Source organism: Pelovirga sp. C15f (assembly GCF_057178085.1).
The window spans coordinates 133,471-146,899 of sequence record NZ_JBXUCV010000001.1 but is presented as its reverse complement, the minus strand read 5'-3'; the positions used below and the strand labels follow the sequence as shown (position 1 = coordinate 146,899).

The window sequence follows — 13,429 nt, the reverse complement described above, 5'->3', positions numbered from 1 at the left end:
TGGCTCCCTTAACCACCCAAATAGCCGCGGACAACATAATAAACCAGGGGAAAAGCAAACAGCAGACTGTCAAGACGATCAAGCAAGCCGCCGTGGCCAGGGATCATATTCCCTGAATCCTTCACCTCACAAGCCCGTTTCAGCATCGACTCAAACAGATCCCCGATCTGGCCGACAACACCTAACATCAGACCCACGGCAAGAACGGGCCATAAACCGATGGCGGGAAGAAATACGAATTTTGATATCAGCGCCCCCAAAACTGCCCCGACAACGCCTCCGACAGCCCCCTCAACACTTTTATTGGGGCTGATCCGGGCATACAGCTTGCGTTTGCCGATACGACTGCCGACAATATAGGCGCTGGTATCACAGCACATGACAACAACCAGAGTAAAAAAAATCCATTGGCGGCCATCGACGAGCAGGCGCAACGGCACCAGATGACTTAGTAGTAAAGCGATATAGATAAGGCCCAGGCAGATCCAGCCAAAATGATGATGGACGCGCGTGAGAGTTCCCGGGCGCAACAGAAAAAACAGGGCCAGAACCAGAAAAACGCCCGTCAAAAAAACGGACAGCCATGCCGGTTGATTGAAAAAAAACAGGGGTACAACAGCGGCGCCGAGGGCCGCTGCGAGCCACTGGACAACAACCTGCTCCTGTTTCATGCCCATCCGATTGAATTCAAACAACGCCAGAAAAACAATCAGGGTAACAAAGAGCGAAAAAATTACCGGCGGGGCAAACCCCAACAGCAAGATCAGCAGCGGCAGCGCAATTGCGGCAGTCATCAGACGTTGTTTGATGGTCGGTCTCCTTTACTGCGGCATCAAAGCTGTAGCTGGTCGTCGGTCAAACCAAAGCGTCGGCGACGCTGATAATAGTCAGCAAACGCTTTATTCAGTTCTTCCAGATTAAAATCCGGCCACAAGACATCGGTAAAATAGAGTTCGGTATAAGCGGACTGCCAGAGCAGAAAGTTACTGAGGCGCATTTCACCACTGGTGCGGATCATCAGATCCGCCGGCGGCATGTCGGCAAGATCAAGACAGGCGGCAAAGGTAGCAGCATTGAGTTGATCAGGATCCAGATCACCGGCTTGTACCTGTGCGACAACCCGCTTGACCGCGCGTAAAATTTCATCACGACCGCCATAGGACAGGGCCAGGACCAGAGTCAGTCCAGTGCCGGCAGAGGTTGACTGGACCGCCTCGGCGATGGCTTGCTGGACCGCTGCGCTCATGCGCGAAAGATCACCAATAACTCGCAGACGAATTCCGTTATCGAGCATTTTTTGCCGCTGCGAGGCCAGGTAGTCGAGGAGCAATAACATCAGTGCATCGACTTCCTGCCGCGGACGGCCCCAGTTTTCCGAACTGAAAGCGAACAAACTTAAATAGCGTACAGCGTTGCGGGCGCAGGCATCAACCACCTCAGTCACAGCCTCAACCCCCTGCTGATGACCGGCAATCCGGGGCAAACCACGCTGCCGAGCCCAACGTCCGTTGCCATCCATAATAATGGCAACATGGGCAGGGACGTTGTTAATTTCTGATTCTAAGGAGTGTTGCATCATTGCTGATCAATTCCCCACCGGTTCTTTAGTTGCAGGGCAAAGTAACATGACAAGTTAACAAGCGACAACTCAACTTGCATCAAGATGACAGAATAAACTGCCTGCTGCCAAAAAAAAAGAGCGTTAAAAACGCTCTTTGCATCATCCTTCTCAGGAGATGTTCACTCAACGATCGCATCGACCGGGCATGAGTCAACGCAGGCACCACATTCGTTACAATCATCAGTAATTGTAAAAATTTCCCCGGACTCGACAATAGCACCTACCGGGCACTTGTCAACGCAGGTACCGCAACCGATGCAGTCTTCAGTAATTTTGAATGCCATCATTTCTCTCCTTTGGCGTAAGAGAACAGCCATCATCAGATTTCCAGTAACTCCCGTTCCTTACTCTGTATCACCACCTCGATGTTACCGATGTACTCATCTGTCAACTGCTGCACATCCTTTTCACCGCGTTTCTGTTCATCTTCGGTGATCTCTTTTTCTTTTTCCAGCATTTTCAGATTTTCATTGGCATCCCGCCGGGCATTGCGCACGGAGATTCGTGCGTCCTCCGCCATGCGTTTAATCAACTTGACCATTTCCTGCCGCCGCTCTTCGGTCAGCGCCGGTACCGGCAAACGGATCAACTGACCATCAGAAGAAGGGGTCAGGCCGATATCGGCCTTGAAGATCGCCTTTTCAATAGCCGGTAACAGGTTTTTTTCCCAGGGCTGGACGGTTATCAATCGCGCCTCCGGCGCCGACAAGGTTGCAACCTGGCTTAACGGAGTTGGAACACCATAATACTCGACCTTGACATCATCGAGCAGGGCCGTGCTTGCCCGACCGGTACGCACCTTGGTCATTTCCTTTTTCAGGGCCTTAATCGCCTTGTCCATGCCGCTGCGTGCTTCGCTGAGAACCTCATCAATCATGGCTGTTACCTCCTCTGACAATGGTGCCGATCCGCTCACCAAGAACAACCTTTTTTATGTTGTCACGGCTGGTCATGTCAAAAATGATCATCGGCAGATTGTTGTCCATGCACAGGGACGTTGCGGTCGCATCCATCACCTGCAAGCCCTTCTGCAATACCTCCAGGTAGGTCAGGGTCGGTAATTTGATGGCATCTTTGTCTTTATTGGGATCTGCAGAATAGATACCGTCGACCTTGGTGGCCTTGAGAATGACATCGGCGTGAATCTCCATGGCGCGTAAACTCGCGGCGGTGTCAGTGGTAAAATACGGGTTTCCGGTACCGGCACTGAAGATGACCACGCGCCCCTTTTCCAGATGTCTGACCGCCCGGCGGCGAATATAGGGCTCAGCGATCTGCTGCATATCAATCGCCGACTGTACGCGGGTATCAACCCCCTGTTTTTCGAGCGCGTCCTGCATCGCCAGACTGTTCATCACGGTTGCCAGCATCCCCATATAATCGGCGCTGGCACGATCCATCCCCTTGGAAGAGGCCGCCACACCCCGGAAAATATTACCCCCTCCAATCACCAGGGCAACCTCAACGCCGAGACCGACAACCTCCTTGATCTCGGCAGCAATGCCGTTAATAACAGCCGGATCGATGCCATATCCCTGCTCGCCGGCCAGTGCTTCACCACTGAGTTTTAACAGTACTCTTTTATATTTGATGGTTGCCACAAGCTGCTCCTGTTAGTAATTCTCCCTTATTTACTCATTGCTGCAACTTCGGCCGCGAAATCATCGACCTTCTTTTCTATTCCCTCGCCCAGCTGGAAACGGACATAACCGTTGAGCACTATCGGGCTACCAAGTTCCTTGGCGCAGGCAGCGACAACCTTCTGCACACTTTGATCAGGATCGATGACAAAGGCCTGCTCTACCAGACAGACATCCCCAAAAAACTTGTTGATCTGACCGGCGATGATTTTCTCGACGATATTCTCAGGTTTGCCACTTTCCAGCGCCTTGACCCGCATAATTTCTTTTTCTTTTTCGACGATCTCGGTCGGCACCTCATCACGGTTCAGATATTGCGGCGCCGCAGCCGCGACATGCATTGCAATCTGCCTACCAAGCTCATTAACGCGCTCATCCTTCGCGGTGGTTTTCAGCTCAACCAGCACACCGATCTTACCGGCACCGTGAACATAGGAAGTCACCACGCCTTCACCGGCATCGATACGCGCCAGGCGGCGAATGCTCATATTTTCGCCAATGGTCGCGATCTGGTGGGTCAGTTCCTCAGCGACAGTACGACCACTGCCGGGATAGGACATCCCATGAAGGGCCTCTACGTCAGCAACCGGATTCGTCAGGACAAGGTCCCGGACGCCGTTGACGAATTCCTGAAAGGCATCATTTTTGGCGACAAAATCCGTTTCTGCATTAATCTCGACAATCGCACCGATCGAACCTTTCGATTCAGCCGCGACAACCCCTTCAGAAGCAACGCGACCGGACTTCTTGGCGGCTGCGGAAAGCCCCTTTTTGCGCAGAAAATCGATGGCTTCTTCCATGTTGCCGGCGGTTTCGGTCAAGGCTTTTTTACAATCCATCATTCCCGCTCCGGTTGCCTTGCGCAACTCAGAAACCATGGCTGCTGTAATGCTCACTGTATCCTCCCTGTTTTTTTTAAAGCAGGCTTAAACAACCTGCAACTGATGTAATAACCAAAAGAACGGCCGGACCTGTCAGCCCGGCCGCTGGGCCTGCGATAATAATTTTACAGATGCCGTTTATTCGGTTGCGGCCGGCTCTGCCGTTTCCATGTTCTCAGCAGCGACAATCTTTTCGGACTTTTCTTCCGCCGCGACAACCTCATCCTTGCCTTCGGCTTCGGTCTGTTTTTTAACTTTTTGCCGCTCGGCACCTTCAACACAAGACTCTGAAATCAAGTTGGCGAAGAGACGGATGGCGCGAATGGCATCATCATTGCCGGGAATAATGTAATCAATATTGTCCGGGTCACAGTTGGTATCAACCACAGCAACCACCGGGATACCAAGCTTTTTGGCTTCCTGCACGGCAATGGCTTCCTTTTTCGGGTCAATAACAAAGATAGCACCGGGAAGCTTGTTCATGTGCTTGATCCCCCCAAGGTTTTTTTCGAGTTTTTCACGCTCACGATCCAGCTGAAGGGCTTCTTTTTTGGTGTACTGGTCGAGGGTGCCATCGGCCGCCATGGCCTCAATTTTCTTGAGGCGATCAATACTGGCCTTGATGGTGGTGAAGTTGGTCAACATCCCACCCAGCCAGCGATTGTTGACAAAATACTGACCGGCGCGCAGCGACTCTTCCTTGATAGCGTCCTGAGCCTGTTTCTTGGTACCGACAAACAGAACCTTGTCGCCGGCGGCAACAGTATCCTGAATGAACTGACAGGCGGTGCGGAAATAACGCACTGTCTTTTGCAGATCGATGATATAGATCCCGTTACGAGCACCAAAAATATAGGGCTTCATTTTCGGGTTCCAGCGTTTGGTCTGGTGGCCGAAGTGGACACCGGCTTCGAGCATTTGTTTCATGGAAATCTGTGCCATTGTTCTGTTCTCCTTGTTCGTCTGGTTTTTAATCCTCCGCCCCGATCTGTTCCAGCAGGACCCAAAGGGAACCACCCTGTCTGAATCACGAGACGTGCGTATTTGGACAAGTGCAGACATATAGCATTTCAGCCCGGATCCAGGCAAGAAAAAACAGAGCGAGAGAGAAAGACCCTTTTGTTGCCACATGGAAGGATGAAAATGATAACGACCGGCAGAGATTGATTTTGATGTATTTACACAGACCCACCACTGTAATAACATCGCCGCCCATGTCACAGCAACGAATCCATCGTTATATTCTGCGGGAAATCAGTGTCCCTACGACCATGAGTCTGCTGATTTTCTCTTTTGTTGTTCTCCTCGGACGCATCCCGCGCCTGACCGAGATGATCATCAGCAAGGGGGTTCCGGCACGGGATATCATTGCCTTGTTCGCGTTTTTAATGCCCACCTTCTTGAGCGTTACCGTTCCTTTGTCATTTCTCCTCGGCATTCTTCTTGCCTTTGGTCGATTTTCGGCGGACAGCGAATATATCGCCATGAAAGCTTCTGGAATCAGCCTCTATTCCATGGTCAAACCGGTCGTTTGTCTGGCTCTTGTGTTTACCTTGTTGACTGCTGCCATTACCCTGTTGATCGAACCGGCCAGCAAGAGCGCCCTGCGCAGCAAAGTTTTTGAAATTGCGTCAACCAGCCTTAATGTCAGCGTCAAGCCCGGGGTTTTCAATGATGACGTACCCGGTATCGTGCTTTACGCCCAGGGCGTTGACGAACGCCAGGGAATCATGCGGGATGTCTTTATCTCCGATGAACGCAACAACGCCGAAGCGACAACCATCACCGCCAGTGAAGGGTTATTTATCAGTAATCCGGAAAGCCTGATCCTGACCTTGCGGCTGCGTAACGGCGAAATTCACCGGCAACCTGCCGGCACCGCGCAGGACACCTACCAGACCATCAGTTTTAACAACTACGATATTAATCTCGATTTTTCCGATCAGATCAGCCAGGGTCAACGCAGCCGTTCCCGTGGCGAGATGTCGTGGACAGAATTAAACCAGGCAATAACGTCAGCTAACCCCGGCAAGCAGCGCTATCGCCTCGAAGCAGAGCTACATGAACGCATTGTTATTGCCTTTGCCCCCCTGGTACTGATTTTGATCGGCATCCCCCTCGGCCTGCAATCACAGCGCTCCGGCAAGGGGGCGGGGTTTGCCCTGGCCTTGGTGGTTTTTCTGGTTTATTACGTGCTCTTAAGTTTCGCCGGCACCCTTGCCGACAAGGGAATACTGCCGGCAGCCCTGATCCTCTGGTTACCGAACCTGGTGTTTCTCGGTGGCGGCTCATTCTTTCTTCACCGCGCTGCCAGTGAACGCCCGGTACTGATTCACCTGCAACTGTGGAACACCCTGCGACGCCTGCTGTTGCATCGCCGCCGAGGAGGCCGACCATGAGCATTGTCAGTCGCCTGGTTGTCGCTTATTTTTTCAGGATTCTGGGCCTGTGTTGCGGCGCCTTCATCGGTATTTACCTGCTGGTGGATTTTTTTGAAAAGGTTGACCGCTTCATCGATTACGGTGCCGGACTCAGTGAATACCTGACCTATCTGGGGCACAGCATCCCCCATATTTTTGTACAGGTCCTCCCCCTGGCCATTTTGACCAGCATGGTTCTAACCCTGGGCGGTCTTGGCCGCACCAATGAAATGACGGCATTACGTGCCTGCGGCATCAGCCTTGGGCGCATTACCCGGCCGCTGCTCGTCATCATTGTACTGCTGTGCGGCCTGCAACTACTGGTGCATGAATATCTCGTCCCGTGGAATGTGCGCACCCTGAATGAACTGGTGGAGGTCAAGCTGCGCGGCCGTGAGCAAGTCCGTCTGACCCACAGTAAAATCTGGTATCGCAGCGCCAACCAGATCATCAATATCGATCTGGTCCAGACCCGCGAGCAGAAACTCAAGGGAGTCACCATCTTTGAGATCGGCCAGGGAACCACCATCGTTCGACGCATCGACGCCAATGAGGCGGCGTTCCGCGATCAGCAATGGCTGGCACCAACCCTGATCGAGCGCACCTTTGATCCTAAGTCGGGCACATTGCAGCAAACCCGTCAGCTGGAAAATCAGCCATTAGCCCTTGACCGTTTGATTAATGATTTCGCCCGGGACGAGGATGTCAATGCTGAACTGGGCGCACGAAAGCTGGCGCAGCTGGCGGCGCGACTGGAACAGGAAGGTTATGACGCTACCCGCCAGCGAGTTGACCTGCAGGCACGACTGGCGGCACCCTTTACCGGTCTGGTCATGGGCTTGCTGGGAATCCCCTTTGCCCTGCAACGGGGACGTCAGAGCAATCTGGCCCTGGGGGTTGGTGCAAGCCTTGCTATCGGTGCCGCCTATTTTATTATTCAATCCGCTGTCATCTCCTTTGGCTATGCCGGTGCCCTGCCCCCGCTGCTCGCCGCCTGGACCGCCAATCTGATCTTCACCCTGCTTGCGGTCTGGCTGTTTCTCGGCGTCAAACAATAAAAAACGGCGGCATCAAAGATTGAGGCCGCCGTTTTTCAGCGTACGATAAAGCGTCATCCGAAAACTTACTGGAACGCTTCTGACTAAAAACTATTAATACCTTTCTCCGCACAACCTAACCACTCAGATTGACTAAGAAATTGTGAAAAGAGCAGTTTTTCGGGCATAAAACTCAGTAGCGATACGTATCAGGCTTATAGGGCCCGGCAGCCGGAATCCCCAGATAGCGTGACTGTTCATCAGAGAGAACGGTCAGCTTGGCTCCAAGCTTATCAAGGTGCAAGCGCGCCACTTTCTCATCCAGCAATTTGGGAAGCACGTACACCTTGTTGGCATAGGCATCAGTGTTGGTAAACAGTTCGATCTGTGCCATCACCTGATTGGTGAATGAACAAGACATGACAAAGCTTGGATGTCCGGTTGCACAACCCAGATTCAGGAGGCGCCCCTCTGCCAGGACGATCACACCATGACCATCCTCAAACTCCCAGCGATCAACCTGAGGTTTGATTCTCTGTCGCGTTACCGTCGGGTCTTTTTCGATGGCACTCATCTCGATTTCATTATCAAAGTGACCGATATTGCCGACAATTGCGTTGTTCTTCATCTGCCGCATATGTTCCAGGGTAATCACGTTTTTGTTGCCGGTGGTAGTGATATAAAGATCAGCAAAATCAAGGACGTCTTCTACCCGCTTGACCTCGTAACCCTCCATTAACGCCTGCAGGGCGCAGATAGGGTCGATCTCGGTCACGATCACCCGGGCTCCTTGGCCACGCAGTGACTGGCAGCACCCCTTGCCGACATCGCCATAGCCACAGATCACCGCCACCTTCCCGGACAGCATGACATCCGTCGCCCGCATGATCCCATCCACCAGGGAATGACGACAGCCGTAGACGTTGTCAAATTTGGACTTGGTCACAGAATCGTTAACGTTCATCGCGGGGAATTGCAGCACACCTTCTTCCGCCATCTGGTGGAGGCGATGGACACCGGTGGTGGTTTCTTCGGTAACCCCCTTGATAGCCGCAGCAGTACGACTCCATTTGTCGGGGTGAGTGGTGATCGATTCACGCAAAGAAGATACCAGCTCGCACCAGTCTTCCGGGTCTTCACTACTGACATCCGGACAGCCGGCCCGCTCCCACTCGCTCCCTTTAAGAACATAGAGAGTAGCGTCACCACCATCATCAAGAATCATATTGGGAACCTCGTCGTCAGGCCAGGCAAGAGCCTGCTCAGTACACCACCAGTATTCTGCCAGGCTTTCGCCTTTCCAGGCGAAGACAGGAACACCGGCCGGCTCGGCAACCGTCCCCTCACGACCAACGGCCACGGCTGCCGCGGCATGATCCTGAGTGGAAAAAATATTGCACGAACACCAACGCACACTGGCACCCAGATCAATCAGGGTTTCGATCAGTACGGCGGTTTGAATCGTCATGTGCAAAGAACCGGTAATCCGCGCCCCTTTAAGTGGCAACTGCCCCTGGTATTCATCACGCAGGGCCATCAGCCCCGGCATTTCTTCCTGGGCCAGGAGAATTTCCTTGCGCCCCCATTCAGCCAGGCTGAGGTCTTTGACTTTAAAATCACTAAAAGCTGACACCGTTGATTTCTCCTTTTTTTGAGTTCCTCGCAGCCCGGCTCACCCATTTCTCATGCTGGGTCGCAACTGCTGCTACAAAGCAACTGCTTGTCTAACGATTGTTCTGACTGTTTAGCACATTCGCCACATCAGGGACAAGAAGCCGGCAACAATTGAAACAACAACAGCGCCATCATCAGGGTCCAGCCCCTTCTTTTCGGCGCAACCAGAGGCGCATGACTGCAAACCACAAACGCAGCAATAATCCCGCCAGAGAACGCGCGGGCAGATTGTCGGTTAGTACTTCATAGACCGGGAGACACCAGAACTGCCAGACCGCGGGAGTTTCCGTCGTTGGCCGCCCTTGCCGATAAGCCCGACGGCAATCAGCGGCAAAAAACAGCTGCCAGCCATGGTGACGCACATAACTGCCGCTGGCCAGCCATAATTTCCAGCGCTGTCGTGGTGAACGAGCCGCCAGCAGTTCAGCAATCAGATCAAAAAAAGGACCCAGACGCAAGCGCCCGGTATCTGTCTGGAGACGGTAAACTGCTGGAGCCCGTTCAAAAAACTCGTACCAGCCAATACTGCGAAAACACATCATCAAAGCGCCAAGCAGTTGGCGTTGCCACAAGCCTTCGGAATCAAAACGCCGGGTGGATGTCGTGATCACTGGCGGCAATAATTGCCACTGGCCGACAACACGCAGCCGGTCGGCAAAATCAGTATCTTCCATTACCGGCAGATCAGTGCGAAAGCTGCCAACCTGCTGCTTAAGCTGACGATGGAGTAGAAATCCCTGATCGCCATGGATGGTTTCAGGTTTTGATGACCGGGCCTTGCGCTCGAAAAAATCGTACCCTTTGTTTTTTTTCTGTTCACCGGTCAGAAAACTCAAGGAAAAATGCCCGGCGATTCGTCGGTCGCTGCTACGAGACAAGAAATCAATCCCCTTACGCCAGGCCAGGGGGTCATCAAAACGGCTGTCGGCATGCAGAAACAGCAGCCAGGCACCAAGGGCTTCTGCTGCACCGGCATTTAACTGCTGACCGCGACCACGCGGACTGGTGATCACCCGGACCGGCACTGACTGCAACAGTTCCCGTGTTGCGTCAGTCGAGCCCCCGTCAACCATGATTAATTCGTAATGCACCTGGCGTTGACGGCGCAGATCAGCAAGAAAAGCAGGCAATTCTGTCGCTTCATTGACTACCGGAACAATAACGCTTAACTCAACGGCCGGGGTAATCTTCTTTTCCATCTTCTTTCCTGATAAAAAGACCTCAACGAATACAGATCCTGTGCTATAAATAGTCAGGTTCAAATTTAGGTTTTCGATCCGAGTCGTCAATGCAGATCGACCGGACAATATCTTTTTACAGCATACCTGACAAGGGGACAAAAATGAGCGAAATCATTGATATCTATGCCCGCGAAATTCTCGATTCCCGCGGCAATCCGACCGTTGAGGTTGAGGTCGCCCTCGAAACCGGCGTGATCGCCAGAGCGGCAGTACCCAGTGGCGCATCGACCGGTGAGCGCGAAGCCCTCGAACTGCGTGATGGCGACAAGAGCCGCTACCTCGGCAAAGGTGTGCTCAAAGCGGTTGAGCACGTCAACGAAATCATTGCGGTTGAATTGCAGGGGTGGGAGGCCAGCGATCAGATTGGTATTGATCGCAAACTGCTGGAACTCGATGGTACCGATTTCAAAAGCAAGCTCGGCGCCAATGCTCTGCTTGGCGTTTCCATGGCCTGCGCCAAAGCCGCAGCAGAAGATGCCGGCCTCCCCCTCTATCAGTACATCGGCGGTTGCAATGCCAAGGAGCTTCCCCTGCCGATGATGAACATCATCAACGGTGGCGAACATGCCGACAACAATGTCGACATTCAGGAATTCATGATCATGCCGACAGGTGCCGACAGCTTTAAAGAGGCGCTGCGCATGGGCGCCGAGATTTTCCATGCCCTGAAAAAAGTTCTGAAAAGCAAGGGCTATAATACCGCCGTGGGAGATGAAGGTGGTTTTGCCCCTGACTTGAAGAGCAACGAAGAAGCCCTTGAAGTCATCGTTGAAGCGATCACCGCTGCCGGCTACAAACCGGGTGAAGATATCCTGCTTGCCCTTGATGTCGCCGCCTCGGAACTTTACAAAGACGGCAAATACAACCTTGCCAACGAAAAACAGCCAATAAAAACCGCTGCCGAACTGGTGGCTTTCTATGAGGATCTGGTCGAGCGCTATCCCATTGTCTCCATTGAAGACGGCATGGCTGAAAATGATTGGGACGGCTGGAAACTGATGACAGAAAAACTGGGGAATAAAATCCAGATTGTCGGCGATGACCTGTTTGTCACCAATACCAAAATTCTTAAAGAAGGGATTGACAAAGGAATAGCCAATTCCATCCTCATCAAGGTTAACCAGATCGGCACCTTAACGGAAACCCTGGATGCCATCGAAATGGCTAAACGCGCCGGCTACACGGCGGTTGTCTCCCACCGCAGCGGCGAAACCGAGGATACCACCATTGCCGATCTGGCGGTCGCCACCAATGCCGGACAGATCAAAACCGGTTCGTTATGCCGCACCGACCGGGTATGCAAATACAATCAACTGTTGCGGATCGAAGATGAACTTGAAGATACCGCTATCTTCCGTGGCAAAGAGGTTTTTTATAATCTGAAAAAGCGGTGAAGACCTGTTTCACGTCGGGGGAATCGTGATATCACGGTTCCCCCGCTGACAGTTTATGCCAGATACAGCTTGAACGAACTGCCCATCCGCTCGCGGCGAATCTTTCCCGCATCGACCAGTTCCCTGATCATCTGCTGCGCTTGCTTTTTATTCAGCTGGGGCACATCGACATAGAGATCGGCCTGGACAACTCCGGGGTGCGCACAAACAAGCCGCAAAATCGGATTTTCCACTACCTCGGCGACAGGTTTGCCAGCTGCGGCATCCGCCGGTGCTGATTTCTTCTCATGGGTCACCGCATCGTCAGCTTCTTGATTCACCAGCTGCGCCTGCAGTTCTTTTTCCCGCTCCTGCTCGGCACGGATTTCCTGCTCCAGGGCAACCAGGCGCTGATAGAAATAAAAACCTCCACCCAGCAGAATCAGCAACAGCACAAACCAAAACATATTTCACCTCCATCGGCAGTATCAAGGTATCTGTGCGGCACCGGATCAGGGATCCGGTGCCAAAAAGCAAAACTGAAGATAAAAATAGAAAAAACATGGAGCTATTCTACGAAAAAAGATTGTAAGGGTCTACGCACATTGCACTAACCGGTAACGGCCAAAACCGTAGGAAGCTCCTTTACCAACATGGAGCAACGCCCCTAATTCCAGCAACCACCACACTTCTGCAAGGGCATCCCCAGACAGGGTTAATGTCCCCGTTAACCCGCCGATCCCCTGCCCTTTGCGCCCCTGCTCAAGTCGCCGCCAATCATGCCAGTGCAGGGATTTGTTGCAACACAGAATGGTTGCAGCCAGCCTTTTCAGTTCATCATCGCTATCAATAATAGCATCCCCATGAGCAATAGCCAGATGATTGACCCTCCGCTGCAACACTGAAAAAAAGCTGTTAAAGTCAAATTTAAATAATGGTTTTCCGTTATTTACCAGCCTCATTGGTGTAATTATGTCCAGTTGCACTTTATTAAATGAAAAGGGCTGCTGCATCAATATCCAGGACAGTGGAACTATATTAGGGGGGGAACAATTTGCAGAGACACCAAAACGCCCCTGCCCTTTATAGATGCCATGTTGACCAAGCGCCTGCAGTAACAGGGTAAAGGCTTCAATCCCGACAACCCCCTCCCCGATAAACAGTGTGGAAAGTTTGAATTGATGCCCATAGGTAAAAACCCCCGGCTTTACCGCCGGAGGAGATAAAACAACCGCAGCGGGTGGTTTCTGCACCTGGCGCCGAACGCTCGGATCAGTCGCCGGGACTGGAAACAACAGATGACTCACCAATCCTGCAATCTGGCCCCCGCACTGTTCTTCTAATCCTGCCAGCACCGAAGAAAGTTCACGCCGCAGTTGCAACAACGCCAGCGCCGGCAGTTCAACCTCTTCCTTCAGGGTCAGCTCAAAGGTTACCTGTGCGCAATCGAGGCGATCCAGCCAGGATGGTGGAGTGACAGACTGGAGCATTTAACCTCCGTTGTGATTGCAAGCCGACGGGGATTTTGTTATACGTCAGTCG

14 protein-coding genes are annotated in these 13,429 nt (G+C 52.5%); 3 read left to right on the top strand and 11 right to left on the bottom strand.

Translation table 11 applies throughout. From position 1 onward, the window contains the following. Window positions 1-8 precede the first annotated feature (8 nt). The 7 genes from AC1931_RS00710 to rpsB all read right to left on the bottom strand — a co-directional run bounded on the left by AC1931_RS00710 (window position 9) and on the right by rpsB (window position 5,084). Window positions 9-794 carry a phosphatidate cytidylyltransferase gene (locus AC1931_RS00710; protein ID WP_483875310.1) on the bottom strand — a complete coding sequence of 262 codons (786 nt, stop codon included), beginning with the start codon at window positions 792-794 and terminating at the stop codon, window positions 9-11. Window positions 795-832: 38 nt separating this feature from the next. Continuing rightward, entirely contained in the window at window positions 833-1,576 is a 744-nt protein-coding gene (locus AC1931_RS00705; protein ID WP_483876148.1) for an isoprenyl transferase, read from the bottom strand. Between the two features lie 164 nt (window positions 1,577-1,740). Beyond that, a complete protein-coding gene (locus AC1931_RS00700; RefSeq protein WP_483875309.1) occupies window positions 1,741-1,908 on the bottom strand; it encodes a DUF362 domain-containing protein in 168 nt (55 codons plus the stop codon). A gap of 32 nt (window positions 1,909-1,940) precedes the next feature. After that, window positions 1,941-2,498 (bottom strand): ribosome recycling factor, encoded by a 558-nt coding sequence (gene frr / locus AC1931_RS00695; protein WP_483875308.1) that lies wholly within the window; start codon window positions 2,496-2,498, stop codon window positions 1,941-1,943. Beyond that, the gene (pyrH, locus tag AC1931_RS00690; RefSeq protein WP_483875307.1) at window positions 2,491-3,222 is read right to left on the bottom strand and encodes a UMP kinase; all 732 of its coding nucleotides are present in this window, start codon (window positions 3,220-3,222) and stop codon (window positions 2,491-2,493) included. Before pyrH ends, frr begins: the two co-directional genes overlap by 8 nt. A gap of 26 nt (window positions 3,223-3,248) precedes the next feature. Beyond that, window positions 3,249-4,157, bottom strand: coding sequence for a translation elongation factor Ts (gene tsf, locus AC1931_RS00685; protein ID WP_483875306.1), 909 nt, complete (start codon window positions 4,155-4,157; stop codon window positions 3,249-3,251). A 123-nt stretch (window positions 4,158-4,280) separates the two neighbouring features. Beyond that, window positions 4,281-5,084: a 30S ribosomal protein S2 gene (gene rpsB / locus AC1931_RS00680; RefSeq protein ID WP_483875305.1), complete on the bottom strand. Its 804-nt coding sequence runs from the start codon at window positions 5,082-5,084 to the stop codon at window positions 4,281-4,283. Window positions 5,085-5,356: 272 nt separating this feature from the next. Here rpsB and lptF point away from each other — a divergent pair, with 272 nt between their 5' ends. Together lptF and lptG are read left to right on the top strand one after the other, a co-directional pair. After that, on the top strand, window positions 5,357-6,541 hold the full coding sequence (gene lptF, locus AC1931_RS00675; RefSeq protein ID WP_483875304.1) for an LPS export ABC transporter permease LptF: 1,185 nt from the start codon (window positions 5,357-5,359) through the stop codon (window positions 6,539-6,541). Continuing rightward, a complete protein-coding gene (gene lptG / locus AC1931_RS00670; RefSeq protein ID WP_483875303.1) occupies window positions 6,538-7,620 on the top strand; it encodes an LPS export ABC transporter permease LptG in 1,083 nt (360 codons plus the stop codon). Before lptF ends, lptG begins: the two co-directional genes overlap by 4 nt. A 172-nt stretch (window positions 7,621-7,792) precedes the next feature. On the opposite strand, the gene ahcY is transcribed toward lptG, so the two are convergent. Then, window positions 7,793-9,265, bottom strand: coding sequence for an adenosylhomocysteinase (gene ahcY, locus AC1931_RS00665; RefSeq protein WP_483876147.1), 1,473 nt, complete (start codon window positions 9,263-9,265; stop codon window positions 7,793-7,795). Between the two features lie 142 nt (window positions 9,266-9,407). After that, entirely contained in the window at window positions 9,408-10,472 is a 1,065-nt protein-coding gene (locus tag AC1931_RS00660; protein WP_483875302.1) for a TIGR04283 family arsenosugar biosynthesis glycosyltransferase, read from the bottom strand. 143 nt (window positions 10,473-10,615) lie between these two features. On the opposite strand from AC1931_RS00660, the gene eno reads away from it, so the two are divergent. Then, a complete protein-coding gene (eno, locus tag AC1931_RS00655) occupies window positions 10,616-11,908 on the top strand; it encodes a phosphopyruvate hydratase (protein ID WP_483875301.1) in 1,293 nt (430 codons plus the stop codon). 53 nt (window positions 11,909-11,961) lie between these two features. Here the strand turns inward: eno and AC1931_RS00650 are convergent, their stop codons facing one another. Further along, window positions 11,962-12,354: a hypothetical protein gene (locus AC1931_RS00650; RefSeq protein WP_483875300.1), complete on the bottom strand. Its 393-nt coding sequence runs from the start codon at window positions 12,352-12,354 to the stop codon at window positions 11,962-11,964. A 129-nt stretch (window positions 12,355-12,483) separates the two neighbouring features. Then, complete coding sequence (cas6, locus tag AC1931_RS00645; RefSeq protein ID WP_483875299.1) at window positions 12,484-13,377, bottom strand: CRISPR system precrRNA processing endoribonuclease RAMP protein Cas6; 894 nt, start codon at window positions 13,375-13,377, stop codon at window positions 12,484-12,486. Window positions 13,378-13,429 lie beyond the last annotated feature (52 nt).

Coding starts and splice junctions, on each gene's coding strand:
- AC1931_RS00710 (WP_483875310.1), bottom strand. CDS start 794: ATGACTGCCGCAATTGCGCTGCCGCTGCTGATCTTGCTGTTGGGGTTT.
- AC1931_RS00705 (WP_483876148.1), bottom strand. CDS start 1,576: ATGCAACACTCCTTAGAATCAGAAATTAACAACGTCCCTGCCCATGTT.
- AC1931_RS00700 (WP_483875309.1), bottom strand. CDS start 1,908: ATGATGGCATTCAAAATTACTGAAGACTGCATCGGTTGCGGTACCTGC.
- frr (WP_483875308.1), bottom strand. CDS start 2,498: ATGATTGATGAGGTTCTCAGCGAAGCACGCAGCGGCATGGACAAGGCG.
- rpsB (WP_483875305.1), bottom strand. CDS start 5,084: ATGGCACAGATTTCCATGAAACAAATGCTCGAAGCCGGTGTCCACTTC.
- lptF (WP_483875304.1), top strand. CDS start 5,357: ATGTCACAGCAACGAATCCATCGTTATATTCTGCGGGAAATCAGTGTC.
- lptG (WP_483875303.1), top strand. CDS start 6,538: ATGAGCATTGTCAGTCGCCTGGTTGTCGCTTATTTTTTCAGGATTCTG.
- AC1931_RS00660 (WP_483875302.1), bottom strand. CDS start 10,472: ATGGAAAAGAAGATTACCCCGGCCGTTGAGTTAAGCGTTATTGTTCCG.
- eno (WP_483875301.1), top strand. CDS start 10,616: ATGAGCGAAATCATTGATATCTATGCCCGCGAAATTCTCGATTCCCGC.
- AC1931_RS00650 (WP_483875300.1), bottom strand. CDS start 12,354: ATGTTTTGGTTTGTGCTGTTGCTGATTCTGCTGGGTGGAGGTTTTTAT.
- cas6 (WP_483875299.1), bottom strand. CDS start 13,377: ATGCTCCAGTCTGTCACTCCACCATCCTGGCTGGATCGCCTCGATTGC.